This is a genomic window from Ruegeria sp. CDSC052, from assembly GCF_059610685.1.
Genome location: NZ_JBXWOB010000016.1, coordinates 1 through 16,082, shown reverse-complemented (window position 1 = coordinate 16,082; position 16,082 = coordinate 1). Strand labels below are relative to the sequence as shown.

Here is a 16,082-nt window from a genome sequence, read left to right as displayed (position 1 = left end):
CCGATCAGATCGGAGGCGTTTTTAAGTCTTCAAAGAACTCGCGATTAGCCGCGTTCTTCGATGATCTCTACCAGATGCGGGATCTTGTTGACCATGCCGCGGACCGAAGGAGTATCCTCCAGCTCACGGGTTTTGTGCATCTTGTTCAAGCCCAGACCGATCAGGGTCGCGCGCTGTTCGGCGGGGCGGCGGATCGGGGAACCGATCTGCTTGACGACGATGGTTTTTGCCATGGGTCGCTCTCCTTATGCTTCTGCTTCAGCAGCAACAGGCGCTTCGTCCCGCTTGGGCAGGATGTCAGCAACTTTCTTGCCGCGACGCTGTGCAACCGAACGCGGGCTCTGCTCTTTTTGCAGGCCGTTGATGGTGGCGCGGATCATGTTGTACGGGTTCTGCGAGCCCAACGACTTGGACACAACGTCCTTGACGCCCAGCATTTCGAACACAGCACGCATCGGACCACCGGCGATGATACCAGTACCTTCAGGTGCCGAGCGCATAACCACTTTACCGGCGCCGTGACGGCCTTCGATATCGTGGTGCAGGGTCCGACCTTCGCGCAGCTGCACGCGGATCATCTGACGTTTGGCTTGTTCAGTTGCCTTACGGATGGCCTCGGGTACTTCTTTTGCTTTACCCTTGCCAAAGCCGACGCGGCCCTTCTGATCGCCGACAACCACCAGAGCGGCGAAGCCAAAGCGCTTACCACCTTTTACGGTTTTCGACACGCGGTTGATCGCGACCAGACGGTCTGCGAATTCCGGAGTTTCGTCGCGGTCGCGGCCACGGCCCCGACGGTTTTCACGTTCTGCCATTTGGCATCCCTTTTCTCATGTGGCGCATTGCGGCGCCGTTGTTTCAATCCAAGTGAGCCTCGACTATTGCCGAGGCCCCCGGATCATCGGGGCAGCTGAGGCGCTGCCCGCAAGTCTTAGATCTTCAGACCACCTTCACGCGCAGCGTCGGCGACAGCCTTCACTTTGCCGTGGAACAGGAAGCCGCCACGATCGAAATAAGCCTCTTCGACGCCTGCCTTCTTGGCACGCTCGGCGATGGCTGCGCCCACTTTCGTAGCCGCTTCGACGTTGTTTGTGCCAACTACACCCAGATCTTTTTCCAGGGTCGAGGCCGAGGCCAGGGTCACGCCACGAACGTCGTCGATCAGCTGAGCGCTGATGTTCTTGTTCGAACGGTGAACCGACAGGCGTACACGACCTGCATTGACCTTGCGAAGTTTGTTCCGAACGCGCAGGCGGCGCTTCAGAAACAGGGTTCTTTTGCTGTTTGCCATTGTTTGCGTCCTTACTTCTTCTTGCCTTCTTTGCGGAAGATGAATTCGCCCTTATAGCGGATACCCTTGCCTTTATACGGCTCGGGACGGCGCCATTCGCGGATTTTCGCCGCGACTTCGCCCACCTGCTGCTGGTCGTTACCTTCCACAATGATCACGGTCTGCTTCGGTGCGGTGATGGTGACACCTTCCGGAGCAACGAAATCAACGTCGTGGCTGTAGCCCAGGTTCAGCTTCAGGGTGTTACCCTGCATCTGAGCCCGGTAACCAACACCCTGGATCTCCAGCTCTTTTTTGAAGCCTTCGGTCACACCGGTTACCAGATTGGCAACCATGGTGCGGCTCATGCCCCATTGCTGACGGGCACGTTTGGACATGCCACGCGGGTTGATTTGAACCACATTGTCTTCGACCGACAGCGTAACGTCATCAGTCGCAGTGAAGCTACGGGCACCTTTCGGGCCTTTGACTTCGATGGTCTGGCCGGAAACCGAGGCGGTTACACCGCTGGGCAGTTCGACCGGACGTTTACCAATACGAGACATTGACAGACCTCCTTAGAAGACGGTGCAGAGCACTTCGCCGCCAACATTGTTGGAGCGTGCATTCTGGTCCGACATCACACCTTTCGGAGTGCTGACAATCGACACACCCAGACCCTGACGGACCTGCGGGATGTCATTGACGCCCATGTATACGCGACGACCGGGCTTGGAAACCCGCTTCAACTCGCGAATGACAGGGGTGCCTTCGTAGTATTTCAGGCTGATTTCGATGGCCGGATGACCGTTTTCACCGGTCATCTTTTCGTAGCCACGGATGTAACCTTCGTCCGCCAGCACGTCCAGAACCCAGGCGCGCAGTTTCGACGCCGGAGTGTTTACAGTGGACTTGCCGCGCATTTGCGCGTTGCGGATACGGGTGAGCATATCGCCGATAGGATCGTTCATATCTATGTCTCCCTTACCAGCTCGATTTCACCATGCCGGGGATCTGACCTGCAGAACCCAGCTCGCGCAGCATGATACGGCTGACCTTCAGCTTACGATAGTAAGCATGAGGACGACCTGTCAGCTGACAGCGGTTGTGAAGACGAGTTGCCGAGCTGTTGCGCGGCAGTTTCGCCAGTTTCAGACGCGCTTTGAAACGCTCTTCCATCGGCTTGCTCTCGTCATTCGCGATTTCTTTCAGCTCGGCACGCTTTGCGGCATATTTGGCCACCAGGCGTTCGCGCTTCTTCTCGCGTTCGATCATTGCTTTTTTAGCCATGTCTCAATCCTCCCGGCGCTTAAGCGTTGAACGGCATGTTGAACGCTTTCAACAGGCTTTTCGCTTCAGCGTCGGTTTTCGCTGTGGTGGCAATTACGATATCCAGGCCCCAGACCTCGTCGACCTTGTCGAAGTCGATTTCCGGGAACACGATGTGCTCTTTCATGCCCATGGCAAAGTTGCCACGACCATCGAAAGAAGGCTTAACACCGCGGAAGTCACGAACGCGCGGCAGCGCGATGGTGATCAGACGATCCAGGAATTCATACATCCGGTCACCGCGCAGGGTAACTTTCGCACCCAGCGGCATGTCTTCACGGACGCGGAAACCCGCGATCGACTTCTTCGCCAGTGTTGCAACAGCCTTTTGGCCTGCAATCGCGGTCAGATCTTCAACAGCGGCTTTCGCCTTCTTCGAGTCTCTGACGGCCTCTGCACCACAACCGATGTTCAGAACGATCTTTTCCAGCTTGGGCAGCTGCATATCGCTCTTGTAACCGAACTCTTCTTTCAGAGCGGCACGGATGGTTTCAGCGTACTGAGCTTTCAGACGCGGGGTGTAGGTTGCGGTATCAAGCATCGATCACGTCCCCCGTGGTCTTGGCAAAACGAACTTTCTTGTCACCTTCCATGCGGAAGCCAACGCGGGTTGCTTTACCGTTTTTGTCCAGCAGAGCCAGGTTCGACAGCTCAATCGGGTTTGCCTGAGGCAGGCGACCACCTTGCGAGGTCTGTGACTGGCGGGTGTGGCGAATGGCGATGTTCACGCCATCAACAACGGCTTTACCGGCTTTCGGGTCGACCGAGGTGATAGTTCCCTCTTTGCCCTTGTCCTTGCCAGCCAGCACGACGACCTTGTCGCCTTTGCGGAGTTTAGCAGCCATGATTACAGCACCTCCGGAGCAAGCGAGATGATTTTCATGAAGTTCTTCGCGCGCAGTTCACGAACAACAGGGCCAAAGATACGGGTACCTACGGGCTCGTTGTTGTTGTTCAGAATGACGGCGGCGTTGCGATCGAAACGGATCGCGGTGCCGTCTTCGCGACGGACTTCTTTGGCGGTGCGTACGACGACGGCCTTACGGACGTCACCTTTCTTTACGCGGCCGCGTGGGATGGCTTCCTTCACCGAGACGACAATGATGTCGCCTACAGAGGCGTATTTACGCTTGGAACCACCCAGGACCTTGATGCACTGAACTCGGCGTGCGCCGGAGTTGTCAGCGACATCCAGATTGGTCTGCATCTGGATCATGTGGTTTCTCCCGACCTGTGGGGGCTGGTCTTGTTAGATCCCCCAGGGTTTCGACAAATGGGAAAATCCCGGAGGCTTACGCTTCCAGAACTTCCCAACGTTTCGTCTTCGATTTCGGCGCGCATTCGATGATGCGAACTGTATCGCCGACCTTGAAGGCGTTCTTTTCATCGTGAGCCCGGTATTTCTTGGACTTACGGATGGTTTTCTTCAGAACCGGATGCGTAAAGCGGCGCTCGACGGATACGGTTACAGTCTGTGCGTTGGCATCGCTCGTTACGGTGCCGGAAAGGATACGCTTAGGCATAGGATTACTCCTCCGATGCCGCAGCAGCGGCCTTTTCGTTCAGGATGGTTTTAACGCGGGCGGCGTTGCGGCGGGCCGCTTTGATGCCAGCGGTGCTTTCCATCTGACCGGTTGCCTGTTGAAAGCGCAGGTTAAAGCTTTCTTTCTTCAGGTTGGCCAGTTCCTCGCGGAGCTGGTCAGGGGTCTTGTCACGCAGTTCTTGGGCGTTCATCGCCTTTTCCTTTGCTCAAAACACCAGAAGGCCCCTATGCAGGGTCACCTTTGACCTGGTGGATGAATGATAGACATACGAATCCCCCGACTCGGCCGGGGGAACGCAAGATGCCGCTCTATAGGGGGTTCTGGGGTGGGTGGCAAGGGAAAGTATGGAGGATTGATCGAGAGACCGTTTTTAGCGCTCTGCTCACTTGAGCAACCAGCGACGGGCACGAGATGTTTGAACCGAATTTGGAAGCCTATTCGCTCTTGGAGCGAATTCCATCGAAACCTCTTCCCCAAACCAATCCAGAGTTCGGCAGCATATGCGCCTGCTTCAAAACTATCTTTAGCTCTGGAGAATACAGCACCTTTACCGTTCGTTCGTCATCCCCTGATACATGCTCACGCACCAGAACTTCCCAAACTTTGTATTTACACGTTCCAACCCGTTCAATTCGATTTTTCTGGAACTCAACCGTTACAGTGCCGAGTAAGGCTTCTTTATCGCCATCTTGTATCGTGAAGCCTGACTGCCACTCTTTTTGCTGCTCTAGGTCATCTAAGGAACTAACTGATTGCTCGTATGAACGCTTTGAGGCGTTGAACTTCATAAAGGTCTCGCCGAACAGCAAAGGATGCGCGTAGTGGCTAGCGAAACCTATGCGCCTAGAGTCTTCGGTTCTCAACTCAACGACAAACCCCGTCTCAACAACGGTTTGAACTCGTAAAAGCCATGTTCCGCCATAGTCCAACCAGACGCCTTTACCGACATCTACACGGGTTGGGCACGTCGCAAGTGCAGGTGCGACGGCCAACGCCAAAAAAAGTGAAACCGCTAGTACAACCTTTGCTGGTTTTGGCGCGCCCATGGTTTACTCCCACAAAATAGAAAAGCTGGCATTAATCCCGCCACCCTAGGCCTCGTTGACAGGTGCGTTGAATGCACCAGCCATTACAGCATGTAGACATCCCACTCACAAACGCAAAACGCGGCCTCGTTTGCACGAGACCGCGTCTTCAACTGTCTAAGTCTGAGTGACTTACGCCAGAGCGATGTTCACAGCCGACTCACGACCGTCACGGCCGGGTTCGATGTCGAACGTTACTTTCTGGTCGTCGGCCAGGCCGGTCAGACCCGAGCGCTCGACAGCAGAGATGTGTACAAACACGTCTTTGCCACCGGTCTCCGGTGCGATGAAGCCAAAACCTTTAGTTGTGTTGAACCATTTTACGGTGCCGTTGGCCATATCCGTAGTCTCCTAGTAAATTGCTGTCCGCGGAATTGCGACAGCGCGGCGTTGTCGGTCTGGATCGAAAGACTGAACGCCGATATTCGGGAGACAGTGGTCGAAAAAGAAAAACGTAAGCGCCCCCCACATCGTTTATCTGACGACACAATGCAAGAACTTTTCACACATTCCTTTGAATCAGAGTCCCTTAAACGACCGTGCTAGTCCCATTTATAGTTAAAGCTGACGGAAATCCGCTCATCCTCGGCCATGTTCATCGGCACCTCGTGGCGCAACCAGCTCTCCCATAGCAAGACATCGCCAACCTGAGGCTTCACATAGATGAATGGCTGCAGGTCCCGACGCCCCCCTTTCATACGCGTGGGCGCTGCCATCATGCGGCCCGAGCGCGGGTCTTCAAGCTTCAGCGCGCTAGCGCCTTCGGGCATCGAAACATAAGTCGTGCCCGAGATCACGCTGTGTGGGTGCAGGTGGCTGGAGTGCATTCCGCCCTCGGGCAAAATGTTGATCCAAAGGTCTTCAAGCTTTAGTTCACCCTCACCCAGATCAAACTCCAGATCCTTAGCAAAAGCTGCAACGTGCTGGTCCAGCACCTTAACCAGATCGGCAAAGATCGGAAACCGCCAGGGCAGATCGGTCAGCGAGGCATAGCTGGTGTAGCCGGGATACCCGTTCTCTTCACACCAGTCCTGCCCGGCCTCATCATCCTCGGCGATGACAAGACAGGAGCTTTCCAGCTCCTCCGGGTCGATCTTGGGATCAAACTCGGACAAAGCTGCACGATAGAGACGGGTGACAAAAAGTGATTCAATCTGTGCCATGGGTCTGTCTTAAACCAGCCTCTCGATGAAGGCGATGGGTGTTTTGCGAGGCTGTGGCGGAGCAACGCCATCAAACCAAAAAACCCCGCCGGTTTCCCGACGGGGGTCAATCTTGTCGCGAGCGGGGTCGCCCCCGGGTCGCTTACCAGTCTTCGCGAACCACGACGCGAGTCTTGATCGGCAGCTTCATCGCAGCCAGGCGCAGGGCCTCGCGGGCGATGTCGTCATTGACGCCGTCGATTTCGAACATCACGCGGCCAGGCTTGACTTTGCATGCCCAGCGGTCGACCGAACCTTTACCTTTACCCATACGAACTTCGATCGGCTTAGCCGTAACCGGAGTGTCGGGGAAGATGCGGATCCAGACGCGACCCTGACGCTTCATATGACGCGTCATGGCACGACGTGCAGCTTCGATCTGGCGTGCAGTTACACGCTCAGGCTCAAGAGCTTTCAGTCCATAGGTGCCAAAGTTCAGATCAGAGCCACCCTTGGCTTCACCCTTGATCCGGCCTTTGTGCATCTTGCGGAATTTAGTACGCTTTGGTTGAAGCATATCTTTCCCTCCTTAGCGACGACCGCCACCAGCACCACGAGGTGCAGGGCCGTCCTGGAGTTCCTGTGCTTTACGGTCACGTGCCTGCGGATCGTGCTCCATGATCTCACCTTTGAAGATCCAGACCTTGATCCCGATGATCCCATAAGGAGTCATCGCTTCGGCTTGTGCGTAATCGATGTCGGCGCGCAGCGTGTGCAGAGGCACACGGCCTTCGCGGTACCACTCGGTCCGTGCGATTTCGGCGCCACCCAGACGGCCAGCGACGTTCACCCGGATACCCAGAGAGCCCATACGCATGGCGTTCTGAACAGACCGCTTCATCGCGCGACGGAACGAAACCCGGCGCTCCAGCTGCTGAGCGATAGACTCGGCAACCAGCTGTGCGTCAAGCTCGGGCTTGCGCACTTCGACGATGTTCAGGTGCAATTCGCTGTCTGTCATCAGGGCAATTTTCTTGCGCAGAACTTCAATGTCCGCGCCTTTCTTGCCGATGATGACACCCGGACGTGCAGTGTGGATCGTAACGCGGCACTTCTTGTGCGGACGTTCGATGATCACACGGGCGATGCCGGCTTGCTTGCACTCTTTGTTGATGAACTCACGGATCTTCAGATCTTCCAGCAGAAGATCACCGTAGTCCTTGGTGTCGGCGTACCAGCGGCTGTCCCAGGTGCGGTTCACCTGAAGGCGCATGCCGATCGGATTTACTTTATGACCCATTAGGCTTGCTCCTCAACTTGACGCACCTTGATGGTGATCTCCGAGAACGGCTTCATGATCTTGCCGAAACGGCCACGGGCCCGGGGGCGACCGCGTTTCATGACCAGGTTCTTACCAACCCATGCTTCGGCAACGATCAGCTCGTCGACGTCCAGGTTGTGGTTGTTCTCAGCGTTGGCGATTGCGGACTGCAGGCACTTTTTGACGTCCTGCGCGACACGCTTGTTCGAGAAAGTCAGGTCGGTCAGAGCCTTCTCAACTTTCTTGCCGCGGATCATCTGCGCAACCAGGTTCAGTTTCTGCGGGCTGGTACGGAGCATGCGCGTTTTTGCCATTGCTTCGTTTTCAGCCACGCGGCGGGGGTTCTTTTCCTTGCCCATGACTTACTTCCGTTTCGCTTTTTTGTCAGCGGCGTGACCGTAATAGGTACGAGTTGGCGAATACTCACCGAACTTCTGACCGATCATGTCTTCCGAGACGTTGACGGGGATATGCTTCTGGCCGTTGTACACACCAAAGGTCAGACCCACGAACTGGGGCAGAATGGTGGAACGACGCGACCAGATTTTGATAACTTCGTTGCGGCCCGACTCGCGCGCTGCTTCGGCTTTTTTCAGCACGTAAGCATCGACGAAAGGACCCTTCCAAACAGAGCGAGACATGGATTAACGTCCCTTCTTCTTGGCGTGCCGCGAGCGGATGATCAGCTTCTGGGACGCTTTGTTTTTGTTGCGAGTACGCTTACCCTTGGTGTCCTTACCCCAAGGCGTAACCGGTGTACGGCCACCCGAGGTACGGCCTTCACCACCACCGTGCGGGTGATCGATCGGGTTCATTGCGACACCACGAACCGACGGACGCACGCCTTTGTGGCGCATACGACCGGCTTTACCGAGGTTCTGGTTGCTGTTGTCGGGGTTGGACACGGCACCAACGGTGGCCATGCATTCCTGACGGACCATGCGCAGCTCGCCCGAGCTCAGACGGATCTGAGCATAACCGCCATCGCGGCCTACGAATTGCGCGTAAGTACCGGCCGCACGTGCGATCTGACCGCCTTTACCAGGCTTCATCTCGATGTTGTGGACGATGGTACCAATAGGCATACCCGAGAACGGCATTGCGTTGCCCGGCTTGATGTCGGCCTTGGCCGAAGCCACAACCTTGTCACCAACAGCCAGACGCTGCGGAGCCAGGATATATGCCTGCTCGCCGTCTTCGTATTTTACCAGTGCGATGAATGCGGTCCGGTTCGGGTCATATTCGATCCGTTCAACGGTTGCCGCGACATCAAATTTATTCCGTTTGAAGTCAACGATCCGGTAGAGACGCTTTGCGCCACCGCCGCGGCGGCGTGAAGTAATCCGTCCGGTGTTGTTCCGGCCGCCCGATTTGGTCAAACCCTCAGTGAGAGACTTGACCGGACGTCCTTTCCAAAGCTCCGAACGGTCGATCAGCACCAGCCCGCGCTGGCCCGGCGTCGTCGGCTTGTACGACTTGAGTGCCATGCTTTCTGTCTTCCGTTTAGCAAGTGCAGGGATTTCCCCGCTATGTGATAGGCCCCCGTAGGTGCCAAAGGTATAGGGCCCCGAAGGTCCCCGGTTTCAAATATCATAGGCCCCGGAACGAATCCGAGGCCGCAAGATTGGGTGCGTTTAGCAGTGTTGGGGGTGGGTGTCTATAGGTTAACGGAAATTAGGGCCGACGGAAATTCTATGGACCAAACCACTTCTTCGCGCCGGACAATTTCACTTGCATCGAGGCGCATTCATACAACCTATACTAACCTAAATCTGTCAACTACAGCCAACAAGAGGGGATCTCATTTTGGTTAACAAAATTGGGTTAAGAGAAGCGGAAGCGGCCTACAGTCAAGCGTTGAGAATAAAGCAAGACGGAATTTCGGAGTCCGAGGCACGCAATATCCTCGTCACAGATTACGGCATCAATAACGCCTCTGCTAGCGATATGCTGCGCAATTTCGCACAACTCTTGAAGGGTGAAGTGTATCATCGCACCCTTAGTCTGTTAGTGACTAAATTCTACTTTGATCGAATCCTAGAGGAACTTGGCTCGGATGACCTTCGCAGCGCTTTAGCTTCGACAAGGGCACATATACTCTACTATGAAGCACTGCCAAGCGGTGGAGCCAGACCAGGCCTAAACAAGCTCTGCGATCACTACGAAGACAAGCTGATTGCATACAAAAGCGATACACCACTTCTTTCTGCTGATAAATTGCAGGCTGAATTCCAAGAGCTTGTACTACAGGCGCAACAAGATACTGCCGAAGACCGCCAAAAGCGGCTCCAAAGCGCCAACACCAATGCAAAAAAAGTATCAATCCGTACTGTTGCATTTAGACGCAATGCAGATGTCGTCGCCGAACGATTGTTCCAAGCTGATGGAGTCTGTGACCAATGCAAGGAACACGCTCCATTCAATCGGAAAAATGGCACCCCATATTTAGAAGTGCATCATCGAACACCTTTAGCCGAAGGCGGGGAAGATACACTGAGCAACACGATGGCTCTATGCCCAAACTGTCACCGCGAAGCACATTTCGGAGAACACTTCGAGAAATTTAGATCAAGTACCACAATTTAATGCTCAATAAAGTATCCCCCGCTTTCGCAGGGGCCATTGTCTATTTCCAAAGGTGAGTTGGATCAGAGGCCGTTGGACGCGTCGATAGCCCCCTCTTCCAGGGTCACATACGCTGCATTGTCGCCTTTCCGCTTCCCAAAGCCTCGCGCGATCACTTCTTGTCGCGCGCGGCCTTCTCTTCTTTGGTCAGTTTGGCGTTCCAAACATTCTTGCTCAGACCCAGCTCTGCCGGTGCGGGTTTGGTTTTTCCAACGCTGACTTTGCCTCCTTTATCCAGGAACTCCTGAATAAGGGCCTCATCTGTTGTTTCTTTGGGGACATGTTTCATAAGAGCGACCGTATCCGCATCACACGCCGGGGGCAACGACCGGATTTCCGGCTATCGTTCACACCATCTGACCGATCCCGTCACCCATACAGCGCGCGCGCTTCGGCAAAGGACAGCAGGCGGCGGTTCTTTTCATCCCACAGGTGCAGCCGCGCGTTGGCGAGGCTCTCGCGGATGGTCATCCGGTTGCTGTTGGCCAATTCCTCATGATCCCGCAGCACTTCGGTCAGGCGATAGAACGGGATGCGACTGTACAGATGGTGTACGTGGTGGATGCCGATATTGGCCGTGAACCACTGCAATACGGATGGCAGGATGTAATGCGAACTTCCGTGCAGGGCGGCCTCGTGCAGTTGCCAGTCCTGATCAGGGTCCCATTGCGTCTCTTCGAATTGGTGTTGGACATAGAACAACCAGACGCCAGCGGTCGCGGCGATAAGCGTCGAGGGCAGGAAAATCAGCAGCACCGGCATCAGGCCACCAAAATAGTAGATGGCCCCCAGTGCGGCCAGAATGGCCAGGTTCGTCGCCATCGCGCTGACCCAGAATTTCGGAATACCGGTCAAGCCAAGCGGGAGGCGGTTTTGAAACAGGAACAGATAGCCGGGCCCAAAGCCAAACAGGGTGATCGGGTGGCGATAGAGCCGGTAAAATAACCGGTTCAAGGGCGTCAGCGCCCGGTATTCGGCCACCGTCAGCGTATGGATGTCCCCCATCCCGCGCTTATCCAGATTGCCAGATGAGTTGTGATGGGAAGAATGTGTGCGCCGCCAAACATCGTAAGGCGTCAACGTCAGCACCCCGAGCCCCCGACCGACCCAGTCACTGACCGTCCGGTTCGTAAAAAATGCCCCGTGACCGCAATCATGCTGAATGGCAAACAGGCGCAGCAGAAAGGCCGCGTTCAGAACCGAGATCGCAAGCGCCAGCCAATAGCTCACCGACAAAGACATCCAGGCCAAGGCCCAAAGCGCTATGAAGGGAACACAGGTAACCCCCAGCTCGAACCAGCTACGCGGTTGGCTTGGCTCCCGATATTTGGCCAGCGTCGACACCCAGTCCCGCGCGACAGTCACATCCGGGTTGTCCCGGGTCGAGAGAGTGGATTGGGTCATGCGCCTGCCATATCGTTTGTTTGTTGCATACCGGATAGACGACCCCACCGGCATAGCAATCATTTTCTGTTCGAGACGCTGGGAATGGCGCTCAACTTTTGGTGTCACTACCTAAAGAAAAACCCCCGCTTTCGCGGGGGTCTTAATGGTTTGTCCAAAGACAGGCCCGATCAAAGACCGGTGGAAATGTCGATGGTGTTACCCTCTTCAAGGGTCACATATGCTTTTTTGACGTCTTTCCGCTTGCCCAACTGGCCGCGGAACCGCTTGACCTTACCTTTGGTCACAGAGGTGTTCACCGCTTTGACCTTCACACCAAACAGTGCCTCAACGGCCTCTTTGATCTGTGGCTTGTTGCTGTCAATCGCAACCTCAAAGACAACCGCGCCGTTTTCGGACGCCATGGTCGACTTTTCGGTGATGATCGGTTTGCGGATCACGTCGTAGTGTTCTGCCTTCGCGCTCATTTCAGTCGAGCCTCCAGTGCTTCGACAGCCGCTTTGGTGAGCACCAGAGTGTCACGCTTGAGGATGTCATAAACGTTTGCACCCATCGACGGCAGGATATCCAGACCTTCGATGTTACGCGACGCCTTCAGGAACCCTTCGTTCACGGTCGCCCCGTCGATGACCAGAGCGCGTTTCCAACCCAGGTTTGCAACCTGCTTGGCCAGAGCGGCGGTCTTGCCTTCGGCTTCGGCGTTCTCGATCACGACCAGTTCACCAGCTGCCATTTTGGCAGACAGCGCGTGGCGCAGACCAAGTTTACGGAACTTTTTCGGCAGGTCATGACCATGCGAACGCACGACCGGACCTTTGTAAACGCCACCACCCCGGAAGATCGGTGCCGAACGGGCGCCGTGGCGTGCGCCACCGGTGCCTTTTTGGCGATAGATCTTCTTGGTCGAGTAGGACACTTCCGAGCGAGTCTTGACCTTGTGGGTGCCAGCCTGCGCGTTGTTACGCTGCCAACGGACCACACGGTGCAGGATGTCCGCGCGCGGCTCCAGGCCGAACAGGTCTGCATCCAGCTCGATGTTGCCGGCTTTGCCGCCGTCCAGTTTGATTACATCAAGTTTCATGCTTCACCACCTTCCGCGGGAACTTCTTCCGCAGGTGCTTCGGTTGCAGCCGATTTCACAGCAGCCGGGAAAGGCAGGCCTTCCGGTGCTTTCTTCTTGACGGCGTCCTTGACGGTAACCCAACCGGATTTCGGTCCGGGAACGGCGCCTTTGATGAAGACCAGACCACGGTCGGCGTCGGTTTTGACGACTTCCAGGTTCTGGGTGGTTACACGGGCAGCTCCCATGTGACCGGCCATCTTTTTGCCTTTGAAAACCTTGCCCGGATCCTGACACTGGCCAGTTGAACCGTGCGAACGGTGGCTGATAGAAACACCGTGCGAGGCGCGAAGACCACCGAAGTTCCAGCGCTTCATTGCACCGGCAAAGCCTTTACCAATCGAAGTACCCGAAACGTCAACTTTCTGACCTTCCAGGAAATGCTCTGCCGAAATCTCGGCACCTACTTCGATCAGGCCATCTTCGGAGACGCGGAACTCGACCAGCTTACGCTTGGGTTCAACCTTGGCAGCGGCATAGTGACCGCGCATGGCTTTCGAGGTGCGTTTTGCCTTGGCAGCACCGGCACCCAGCTGAACAGCAGTATAGCCGTCCTTCTCGTCCGTGCGCTGTGCAACAACCTGCAGGTTGTCCAGGTGAAGAACGGTCACAGGGATCTGCTTGCCGTCTTCCATGAACAGGCGGGTCATGCCGACTTTTTTTGCGATAATACCAGAGCGCATAATCTATACCCTCCGATCTTACGACTGCAGCTTGATCTCGACGTCCACACCAGCAGCGAGGTCGAGCTTCATCAGCGCGTCAACGGTCTGGGGGGTCGGATCAACGATGTCGAGCAGACGCTTGTGCGTGCGGATCTCGAACTGGTCGCGGGATTTCTTGTCAACGTGAGGGCCACGGAGAACCGTGAACTTCTCGATCTTGTTCGGCAGCGGGATCGGGCCGCGCACGTTCGCGCCGGTCCGCTTGGCAGTGTTGACGATCTCTTGCGTGCTGGCATCCAGAACGCGATAGTCAAATGCCTTCAGCCGAATACGGATATTTTGGCTTTGCATAATAACAGCCTTTTATCAGGCGTTGAGGTTGAGAGGAGGACAAGCGCGCATCGCCAACCCTCATCGAACCCAAAAGGCGGGAATCACCCCGCCTTGATGTTCTTATAGAGAACTCGCGCGATCTACAGGGGTGTGAGGGGTTTGGCAAGGGGGGAAGTTCAAACAAGTCGAATGCGCTCACCTGGCTCATACCCTATGCGTACATTTTCTGAATTTGGGCGTCTTAACAAGATCGACTCAATCTAAATTTGGTCCACCAAATTCCTGTACTGAATGCCTAGGGATTTTCTTGGACAGACACAAAAAGCCAAAGCAAGATAATTGCCACAAACGGGTTGATAAACAGTGCTGGCACTGGCCAAAGTAATCGATCTTGTCCGCGCCGCTCTGCCATATCAGCCACTAGCGCAAACATTTGCCAGATCGCCCAGAGCAAAAAAGGCCAGAAACAAGAGGATGAATATTGCTTCCATCGTGTGTCTTCACTCTGCCCCTGTTCGTAACGTTCGATATGTCATCAGTGCAACTGAGGCGATACATGTTTCTAACTTCAAATTGGTTGAGGCTTGCACGACCTCTTTCAGATTTGTGGGCGCAGAGTAACCTCATCTCGATCCGAACCTCTGGAAAGGCCGTCCTTTGAGGAGCGGCCACTTTCACGGATAGCGAAAAGCGGGGCGTCTCCCAGCGCGATAGACTCAACGCCTTCGCGGACAACACAACTCGCGTTGCATGCGGAAAGATGCCCTTAGACTATGTCTTGGCTACCCGTGCCGCCATACGAGACAGTCTGGTATCCTGATAGTCGAACACTGAGCTTTCGAATGGGGCAAAAATGGCATCGCAATCGGTCGCTTCTGCAGACGGTGGCCTGACGAATTCGTGTAGCTCAAACCCGTGATCTGCCATCGCGGCGACAAAATCGCTGAACCTATAACCGCCGTGATACCGACGCCGTACAGAGACTTCAGCCAATACAAAGGTGCATTTTTTTAGCATCTCCGATGCACCTTTAATAACCTCGATTTCAAAACCTTCCGTGTCGATTTTCAATCCGAAAGGTTCCTTGTAGGAAGACGCAATCTCATCCAGTGTTTTTACCGGGACTTGTCGCTCTTCAACTTGCGAGGTGTGCTGGATTGCCGCTTCGTCAAACTCCTGCATCGTTGCCCGTGTGCCGAGCCAACGATCGCCAACTGTTGGAATTCGAAGAGTCGTCTGTCCGCTTTCGGCACCAACTCCGCAAGCATGGAAATCAAAATCGATCTTGTCGCCCCAGTTTTTCCGTACTTTGGTTTCGTAATCCGAAATGGGCTCGACCAACACAAACTTGGCTGCGGGGAAAGCCTCGTACAAATGCTCGGTTCCCGAGGCCACCCCGACATCGAATACTGTCTCGACCTCAAAACCCAGATTACCGATATAGGCACCCGTCTCCTTCATTGGCGAAACCTGATATCCTCGCCGCTTCAGGCGTTTGGACAGTCGTTCTACGGTTTCGTCCATGTCGAAGTATCCTTCTTGCGGTTTCGCCCGATGCAATCCACTGAAACCAACTAGAGAGCACTTCAACGGCAAAAGCGCAATCTGGTATACTGTGTCGCTGGCAAGCTAGCCTAGGCGCGGCGAAATGCAATCGACCCGCGGCGTCTCCGACCAGTTCAACTTTTCTGAAAGTTACTCAAGCGGTTTCCGTTTGCCATGCGGGGCATCTTATGACCATGAACGCGTGCATCAAACAGGAAACAGCGAGATCACTCCAATGATAGAACGCATCGAAACCGGCGAGAGATCGTCCAAAATCGTTAAACATAATGGTGTGGCCTATTTGACCGGGCAAGTCGCCGAAGGTGATACCATTCAGGAACAGGTGCGTATTTGCCTTGGGAAAATTGACGACCTTCTAGAGCGCGCAGGTTCATCACGGGAAAAAATGCTGCGTGTGACCATCTGGCTGGCCGATATGAAGGACTTTGCTGGTTTGAACGAGGTCTGGAATGCTTGGGTTCCTGCAGGATACGCACCTGCGAGGGCGTGTGGCGAAGCAAAACTAGCGCGGCCCGAACTGAAGGTGGAATTCATAGTGGACGCCGCATACGACTAAAGCATGCTGCTTCTTTAGGAATTCCCCGTCTTGATTTACCAAATTCAAACAGAAAAAGCCCGCCCCGGTTTGGGGCGGGCTTTTTTGTTTCGACGGTTAGGTCTGAGACTATTCGGCGAACG

General features: G+C 55.1%; 28 protein-coding genes. 2 read left to right on the top strand and 26 right to left on the bottom strand.

Features of this window, described 5'->3' with window-relative positions; all coding sequences use genetic code 11:
• Positions 1 to 44 precede the first annotated feature (44 nt).
• The 19 genes from rpmD to rplB form a co-directional block, all read right to left on the bottom strand.
• Positions 45 to 233 carry a 50S ribosomal protein L30 gene (gene rpmD, locus AC2FIM_RS18370; RefSeq protein WP_008757946.1) on the bottom strand — a complete coding sequence of 63 codons (189 nt, stop codon included), beginning with the start codon at positions 231 to 233 and terminating at the stop codon, positions 45 to 47.
• A 12-nt stretch (positions 234 to 245) separates the two neighbouring features.
• Positions 246 to 815: a 30S ribosomal protein S5 gene (rpsE, locus tag AC2FIM_RS18365; RefSeq protein WP_142639778.1), complete on the bottom strand. Its 570-nt coding sequence runs from the start codon at positions 813 to 815 to the stop codon at positions 246 to 248.
• Between the two features lie 116 nt (positions 816 to 931).
• Complete coding sequence (gene rplR / locus AC2FIM_RS18360; protein WP_142639780.1) at positions 932 to 1,291, bottom strand: 50S ribosomal protein L18; 360 nt, start codon at positions 1,289 to 1,291, stop codon at positions 932 to 934.
• Positions 1,292 to 1,302: 11 nt separating this feature from the next.
• Entirely contained in the window at positions 1,303 to 1,836 is a 534-nt protein-coding gene (rplF, locus tag AC2FIM_RS18355) for a 50S ribosomal protein L6 (RefSeq protein WP_058272374.1), read from the bottom strand.
• A 12-nt stretch (positions 1,837 to 1,848) separates the two neighbouring features.
• Positions 1,849 to 2,241: a 30S ribosomal protein S8 gene (gene rpsH / locus AC2FIM_RS18350; RefSeq protein ID WP_142639782.1), complete on the bottom strand. Its 393-nt coding sequence runs from the start codon at positions 2,239 to 2,241 to the stop codon at positions 1,849 to 1,851.
• A 13-nt stretch (positions 2,242 to 2,254) separates the two neighbouring features.
• Positions 2,255 to 2,560, bottom strand: a complete 306-nt coding sequence (gene rpsN / locus AC2FIM_RS18345) for a 30S ribosomal protein S14 (protein WP_142639784.1) — start codon at positions 2,558 to 2,560, stop codon at positions 2,255 to 2,257.
• 19 nt (positions 2,561 to 2,579) lie between these two features.
• Positions 2,580 to 3,140 (bottom strand): 50S ribosomal protein L5, encoded by a 561-nt coding sequence (gene rplE / locus AC2FIM_RS18340; RefSeq protein WP_142639786.1) that lies wholly within the window; start codon positions 3,138 to 3,140, stop codon positions 2,580 to 2,582.
• On the bottom strand, positions 3,133 to 3,444 hold the full coding sequence (gene rplX, locus AC2FIM_RS18335) for a 50S ribosomal protein L24 (RefSeq protein WP_142639787.1): 312 nt from the start codon (positions 3,442 to 3,444) through the stop codon (positions 3,133 to 3,135). Before rplX ends, rplE begins: the two co-directional genes overlap by 8 nt.
• A 2-nt stretch (positions 3,445 to 3,446) precedes the next feature.
• Entirely contained in the window at positions 3,447 to 3,815 is a 369-nt protein-coding gene (gene rplN / locus AC2FIM_RS18330) for a 50S ribosomal protein L14 (protein WP_005621870.1), read from the bottom strand.
• Between the two features lie 76 nt (positions 3,816 to 3,891).
• On the bottom strand, positions 3,892 to 4,122 hold the full coding sequence (gene rpsQ / locus AC2FIM_RS18325) for a 30S ribosomal protein S17 (RefSeq protein ID WP_037311742.1): 231 nt from the start codon (positions 4,120 to 4,122) through the stop codon (positions 3,892 to 3,894).
• A 4-nt stretch (positions 4,123 to 4,126) separates the two neighbouring features.
• Positions 4,127 to 4,333 (bottom strand): 50S ribosomal protein L29, encoded by a 207-nt coding sequence (gene rpmC / locus AC2FIM_RS18320; protein ID WP_074736205.1) that lies wholly within the window; start codon positions 4,331 to 4,333, stop codon positions 4,127 to 4,129.
• A 244-nt stretch (positions 4,334 to 4,577) separates the two neighbouring features.
• Positions 4,578 to 5,189 carry a hypothetical protein gene (locus AC2FIM_RS18315; protein ID WP_496678980.1) on the bottom strand — a complete coding sequence of 204 codons (612 nt, stop codon included), beginning with the start codon at positions 5,187 to 5,189 and terminating at the stop codon, positions 4,578 to 4,580.
• Positions 5,190 to 5,360: 171 nt separating this feature from the next.
• Entirely contained in the window at positions 5,361 to 5,567 is a 207-nt protein-coding gene (locus AC2FIM_RS18310; protein ID WP_010437077.1) for a cold-shock protein, read from the bottom strand.
• Between the two features lie 203 nt (positions 5,568 to 5,770).
• On the bottom strand, positions 5,771 to 6,391 hold the full coding sequence (locus AC2FIM_RS18305; protein WP_142639790.1) for a 2OG-Fe(II) oxygenase family protein: 621 nt from the start codon (positions 6,389 to 6,391) through the stop codon (positions 5,771 to 5,773).
• Positions 6,392 to 6,533: 142 nt separating this feature from the next.
• A complete protein-coding gene (gene rplP / locus AC2FIM_RS18300; protein WP_085823145.1) occupies positions 6,534 to 6,947 on the bottom strand; it encodes a 50S ribosomal protein L16 in 414 nt (137 codons plus the stop codon).
• Between the two features lie 12 nt (positions 6,948 to 6,959).
• On the bottom strand, positions 6,960 to 7,670 hold the full coding sequence (gene rpsC, locus AC2FIM_RS18295) for a 30S ribosomal protein S3 (RefSeq protein ID WP_037311761.1): 711 nt from the start codon (positions 7,668 to 7,670) through the stop codon (positions 6,960 to 6,962).
• Complete coding sequence (rplV, locus tag AC2FIM_RS18290) at positions 7,670 to 8,050, bottom strand: 50S ribosomal protein L22 (protein WP_039538267.1); 381 nt, start codon at positions 8,048 to 8,050, stop codon at positions 7,670 to 7,672. Before rplV ends, rpsC begins: the two co-directional genes overlap by 1 nt.
• A gap of 3 nt (positions 8,051 to 8,053) precedes the next feature.
• Complete coding sequence (gene rpsS, locus AC2FIM_RS18285; protein WP_005980699.1) at positions 8,054 to 8,332, bottom strand: 30S ribosomal protein S19; 279 nt, start codon at positions 8,330 to 8,332, stop codon at positions 8,054 to 8,056.
• A 3-nt stretch (positions 8,333 to 8,335) separates the two neighbouring features.
• On the bottom strand, positions 8,336 to 9,178 hold the full coding sequence (rplB, locus tag AC2FIM_RS18280) for a 50S ribosomal protein L2 (protein WP_008757664.1): 843 nt from the start codon (positions 9,176 to 9,178) through the stop codon (positions 8,336 to 8,338).
• Between the two features lie 319 nt (positions 9,179 to 9,497).
• Between rplB and AC2FIM_RS18275 the strand changes: the two genes are divergently transcribed.
• Positions 9,498 to 10,277 (top strand): HNH endonuclease, encoded by a 780-nt coding sequence (locus AC2FIM_RS18275; RefSeq protein ID WP_496678975.1) that lies wholly within the window; start codon positions 9,498 to 9,500, stop codon positions 10,275 to 10,277.
• A 151-nt stretch (positions 10,278 to 10,428) separates the two neighbouring features.
• Here AC2FIM_RS18275 and AC2FIM_RS18270 read toward each other — a convergent pair whose 3' ends face one another.
• From AC2FIM_RS18270 to AC2FIM_RS18240, 7 genes are all read right to left on the bottom strand, one after another.
• A complete protein-coding gene (locus tag AC2FIM_RS18270; protein WP_050605905.1) occupies positions 10,429 to 10,605 on the bottom strand; it encodes a hypothetical protein in 177 nt (58 codons plus the stop codon).
• 80 nt (positions 10,606 to 10,685) lie between these two features.
• Positions 10,686 to 11,720: a fatty acid desaturase gene (locus AC2FIM_RS18265; protein ID WP_142639792.1), complete on the bottom strand. Its 1,035-nt coding sequence runs from the start codon at positions 11,718 to 11,720 to the stop codon at positions 10,686 to 10,688.
• A gap of 170 nt (positions 11,721 to 11,890) precedes the next feature.
• Entirely contained in the window at positions 11,891 to 12,187 is a 297-nt protein-coding gene (locus AC2FIM_RS18260; RefSeq protein ID WP_142639794.1) for a 50S ribosomal protein L23, read from the bottom strand.
• Positions 12,184 to 12,801 carry a 50S ribosomal protein L4 gene (gene rplD / locus AC2FIM_RS18255; RefSeq protein ID WP_050605826.1) on the bottom strand — a complete coding sequence of 206 codons (618 nt, stop codon included), beginning with the start codon at positions 12,799 to 12,801 and terminating at the stop codon, positions 12,184 to 12,186. Before rplD ends, AC2FIM_RS18260 begins: the two co-directional genes overlap by 4 nt.
• A complete protein-coding gene (gene rplC / locus AC2FIM_RS18250) occupies positions 12,798 to 13,523 on the bottom strand; it encodes a 50S ribosomal protein L3 (protein WP_271951966.1) in 726 nt (241 codons plus the stop codon). Before rplC ends, rplD begins: the two co-directional genes overlap by 4 nt.
• An 18-nt stretch (positions 13,524 to 13,541) precedes the next feature.
• The gene (gene rpsJ, locus AC2FIM_RS18245; protein ID WP_008756422.1) at positions 13,542 to 13,856 is read right to left on the bottom strand and encodes a 30S ribosomal protein S10; all 315 of its coding nucleotides are present in this window, start codon (positions 13,854 to 13,856) and stop codon (positions 13,542 to 13,544) included.
• A gap of 753 nt (positions 13,857 to 14,609) precedes the next feature.
• A complete protein-coding gene (locus AC2FIM_RS18240) occupies positions 14,610 to 15,362 on the bottom strand; it encodes an FkbM family methyltransferase (RefSeq protein ID WP_271951961.1) in 753 nt (250 codons plus the stop codon).
• 256 nt (positions 15,363 to 15,618) lie between these two features.
• Here AC2FIM_RS18240 and AC2FIM_RS18235 point away from each other — a divergent pair, with 256 nt between their 5' ends.
• Positions 15,619 to 15,960, top strand: coding sequence for a RidA family protein (locus tag AC2FIM_RS18235; protein ID WP_142639802.1), 342 nt, complete (start codon positions 15,619 to 15,621; stop codon positions 15,958 to 15,960).
• Positions 15,961 to 16,082: the final 122 nt, after the last annotated feature.

Bases quoted from the DNA above. Each gene is read 5' to 3' on its own strand.
- rpmD (WP_008757946.1), bottom strand. From the start codon at position 233: ATGGCAAAAACCATCGTCGTCAAGCAGATCGGTTCCCCGATCCGCCGC.
- rpsE (WP_142639778.1), bottom strand. From the start codon at position 815: ATGGCAGAACGTGAAAACCGTCGGGGCCGTGGCCGCGACCGCGACGAA.
- rplR (WP_142639780.1), bottom strand. From the start codon at position 1,291: ATGGCAAACAGCAAAAGAACCCTGTTTCTGAAGCGCCGCCTGCGCGTT.
- rplF (WP_058272374.1), bottom strand. From the start codon at position 1,836: ATGTCTCGTATTGGTAAACGTCCGGTCGAACTGCCCAGCGGTGTAACC.
- rpsH (WP_142639782.1), bottom strand. From the start codon at position 2,241: ATGAACGATCCTATCGGCGATATGCTCACCCGTATCCGCAACGCGCAA.
- rpsN (WP_142639784.1), bottom strand. From the start codon at position 2,560: ATGGCTAAAAAAGCAATGATCGAACGCGAGAAGAAGCGCGAACGCCTG.
- rplE (WP_142639786.1), bottom strand. From the start codon at position 3,140: ATGCTTGATACCGCAACCTACACCCCGCGTCTGAAAGCTCAGTACGCT.
- rplX (WP_142639787.1), bottom strand. From the start codon at position 3,444: ATGGCTGCTAAACTCCGCAAAGGCGACAAGGTCGTCGTGCTGGCTGGC.
- rplN (WP_005621870.1), bottom strand. From the start codon at position 3,815: ATGATCCAGATGCAGACCAATCTGGATGTCGCTGACAACTCCGGCGCA.
- rpsQ (WP_037311742.1), bottom strand. From the start codon at position 4,122: ATGCCTAAGCGTATCCTTTCCGGCACCGTAACGAGCGATGCCAACGCA.
- rpmC (WP_074736205.1), bottom strand. From the start codon at position 4,333: ATGAACGCCCAAGAACTGCGTGACAAGACCCCTGACCAGCTCCGCGAG.
- AC2FIM_RS18315 (WP_496678980.1), bottom strand. From the start codon at position 5,189: ATGGGCGCGCCAAAACCAGCAAAGGTTGTACTAGCGGTTTCACTTTTT.
- AC2FIM_RS18310 (WP_010437077.1), bottom strand. From the start codon at position 5,567: ATGGCCAACGGCACCGTAAAATGGTTCAACACAACTAAAGGTTTTGGC.
- AC2FIM_RS18305 (WP_142639790.1), bottom strand. From the start codon at position 6,391: ATGGCACAGATTGAATCACTTTTTGTCACCCGTCTCTATCGTGCAGCT.
- rplP (WP_085823145.1), bottom strand. From the start codon at position 6,947: ATGCTTCAACCAAAGCGTACTAAATTCCGCAAGATGCACAAAGGCCGG.
- rpsC (WP_037311761.1), bottom strand. From the start codon at position 7,670: ATGGGTCATAAAGTAAATCCGATCGGCATGCGCCTTCAGGTGAACCGC.
- rplV (WP_039538267.1), bottom strand. From the start codon at position 8,050: ATGGGCAAGGAAAAGAACCCCCGCCGCGTGGCTGAAAACGAAGCAATG.
- rpsS (WP_005980699.1), bottom strand. From the start codon at position 8,332: ATGTCTCGCTCTGTTTGGAAGGGTCCTTTCGTCGATGCTTACGTGCTG.
- rplB (WP_008757664.1), bottom strand. From the start codon at position 9,178: ATGGCACTCAAGTCGTACAAGCCGACGACGCCGGGCCAGCGCGGGCTG.
- AC2FIM_RS18270 (WP_050605905.1), bottom strand. From the start codon at position 10,605: ATGAAACATGTCCCCAAAGAAACAACAGATGAGGCCCTTATTCAGGAG.
- AC2FIM_RS18265 (WP_142639792.1), bottom strand. From the start codon at position 11,720: ATGACCCAATCCACTCTCTCGACCCGGGACAACCCGGATGTGACTGTC.
- AC2FIM_RS18260 (WP_142639794.1), bottom strand. From the start codon at position 12,187: ATGAGCGCGAAGGCAGAACACTACGACGTGATCCGCAAACCGATCATC.
- rplD (WP_050605826.1), bottom strand. From the start codon at position 12,801: ATGAAACTTGATGTAATCAAACTGGACGGCGGCAAAGCCGGCAACATC.
- rplC (WP_271951966.1), bottom strand. From the start codon at position 13,523: ATGCGCTCTGGTATTATCGCAAAAAAAGTCGGCATGACCCGCCTGTTC.
- rpsJ (WP_008756422.1), bottom strand. From the start codon at position 13,856: ATGCAAAGCCAAAATATCCGTATTCGGCTGAAGGCATTTGACTATCGC.
- AC2FIM_RS18240 (WP_271951961.1), bottom strand. From the start codon at position 15,362: ATGGACGAAACCGTAGAACGACTGTCCAAACGCCTGAAGCGGCGAGGA.
- AC2FIM_RS18235 (WP_142639802.1), top strand. From the start codon at position 15,619: ATGATAGAACGCATCGAAACCGGCGAGAGATCGTCCAAAATCGTTAAA.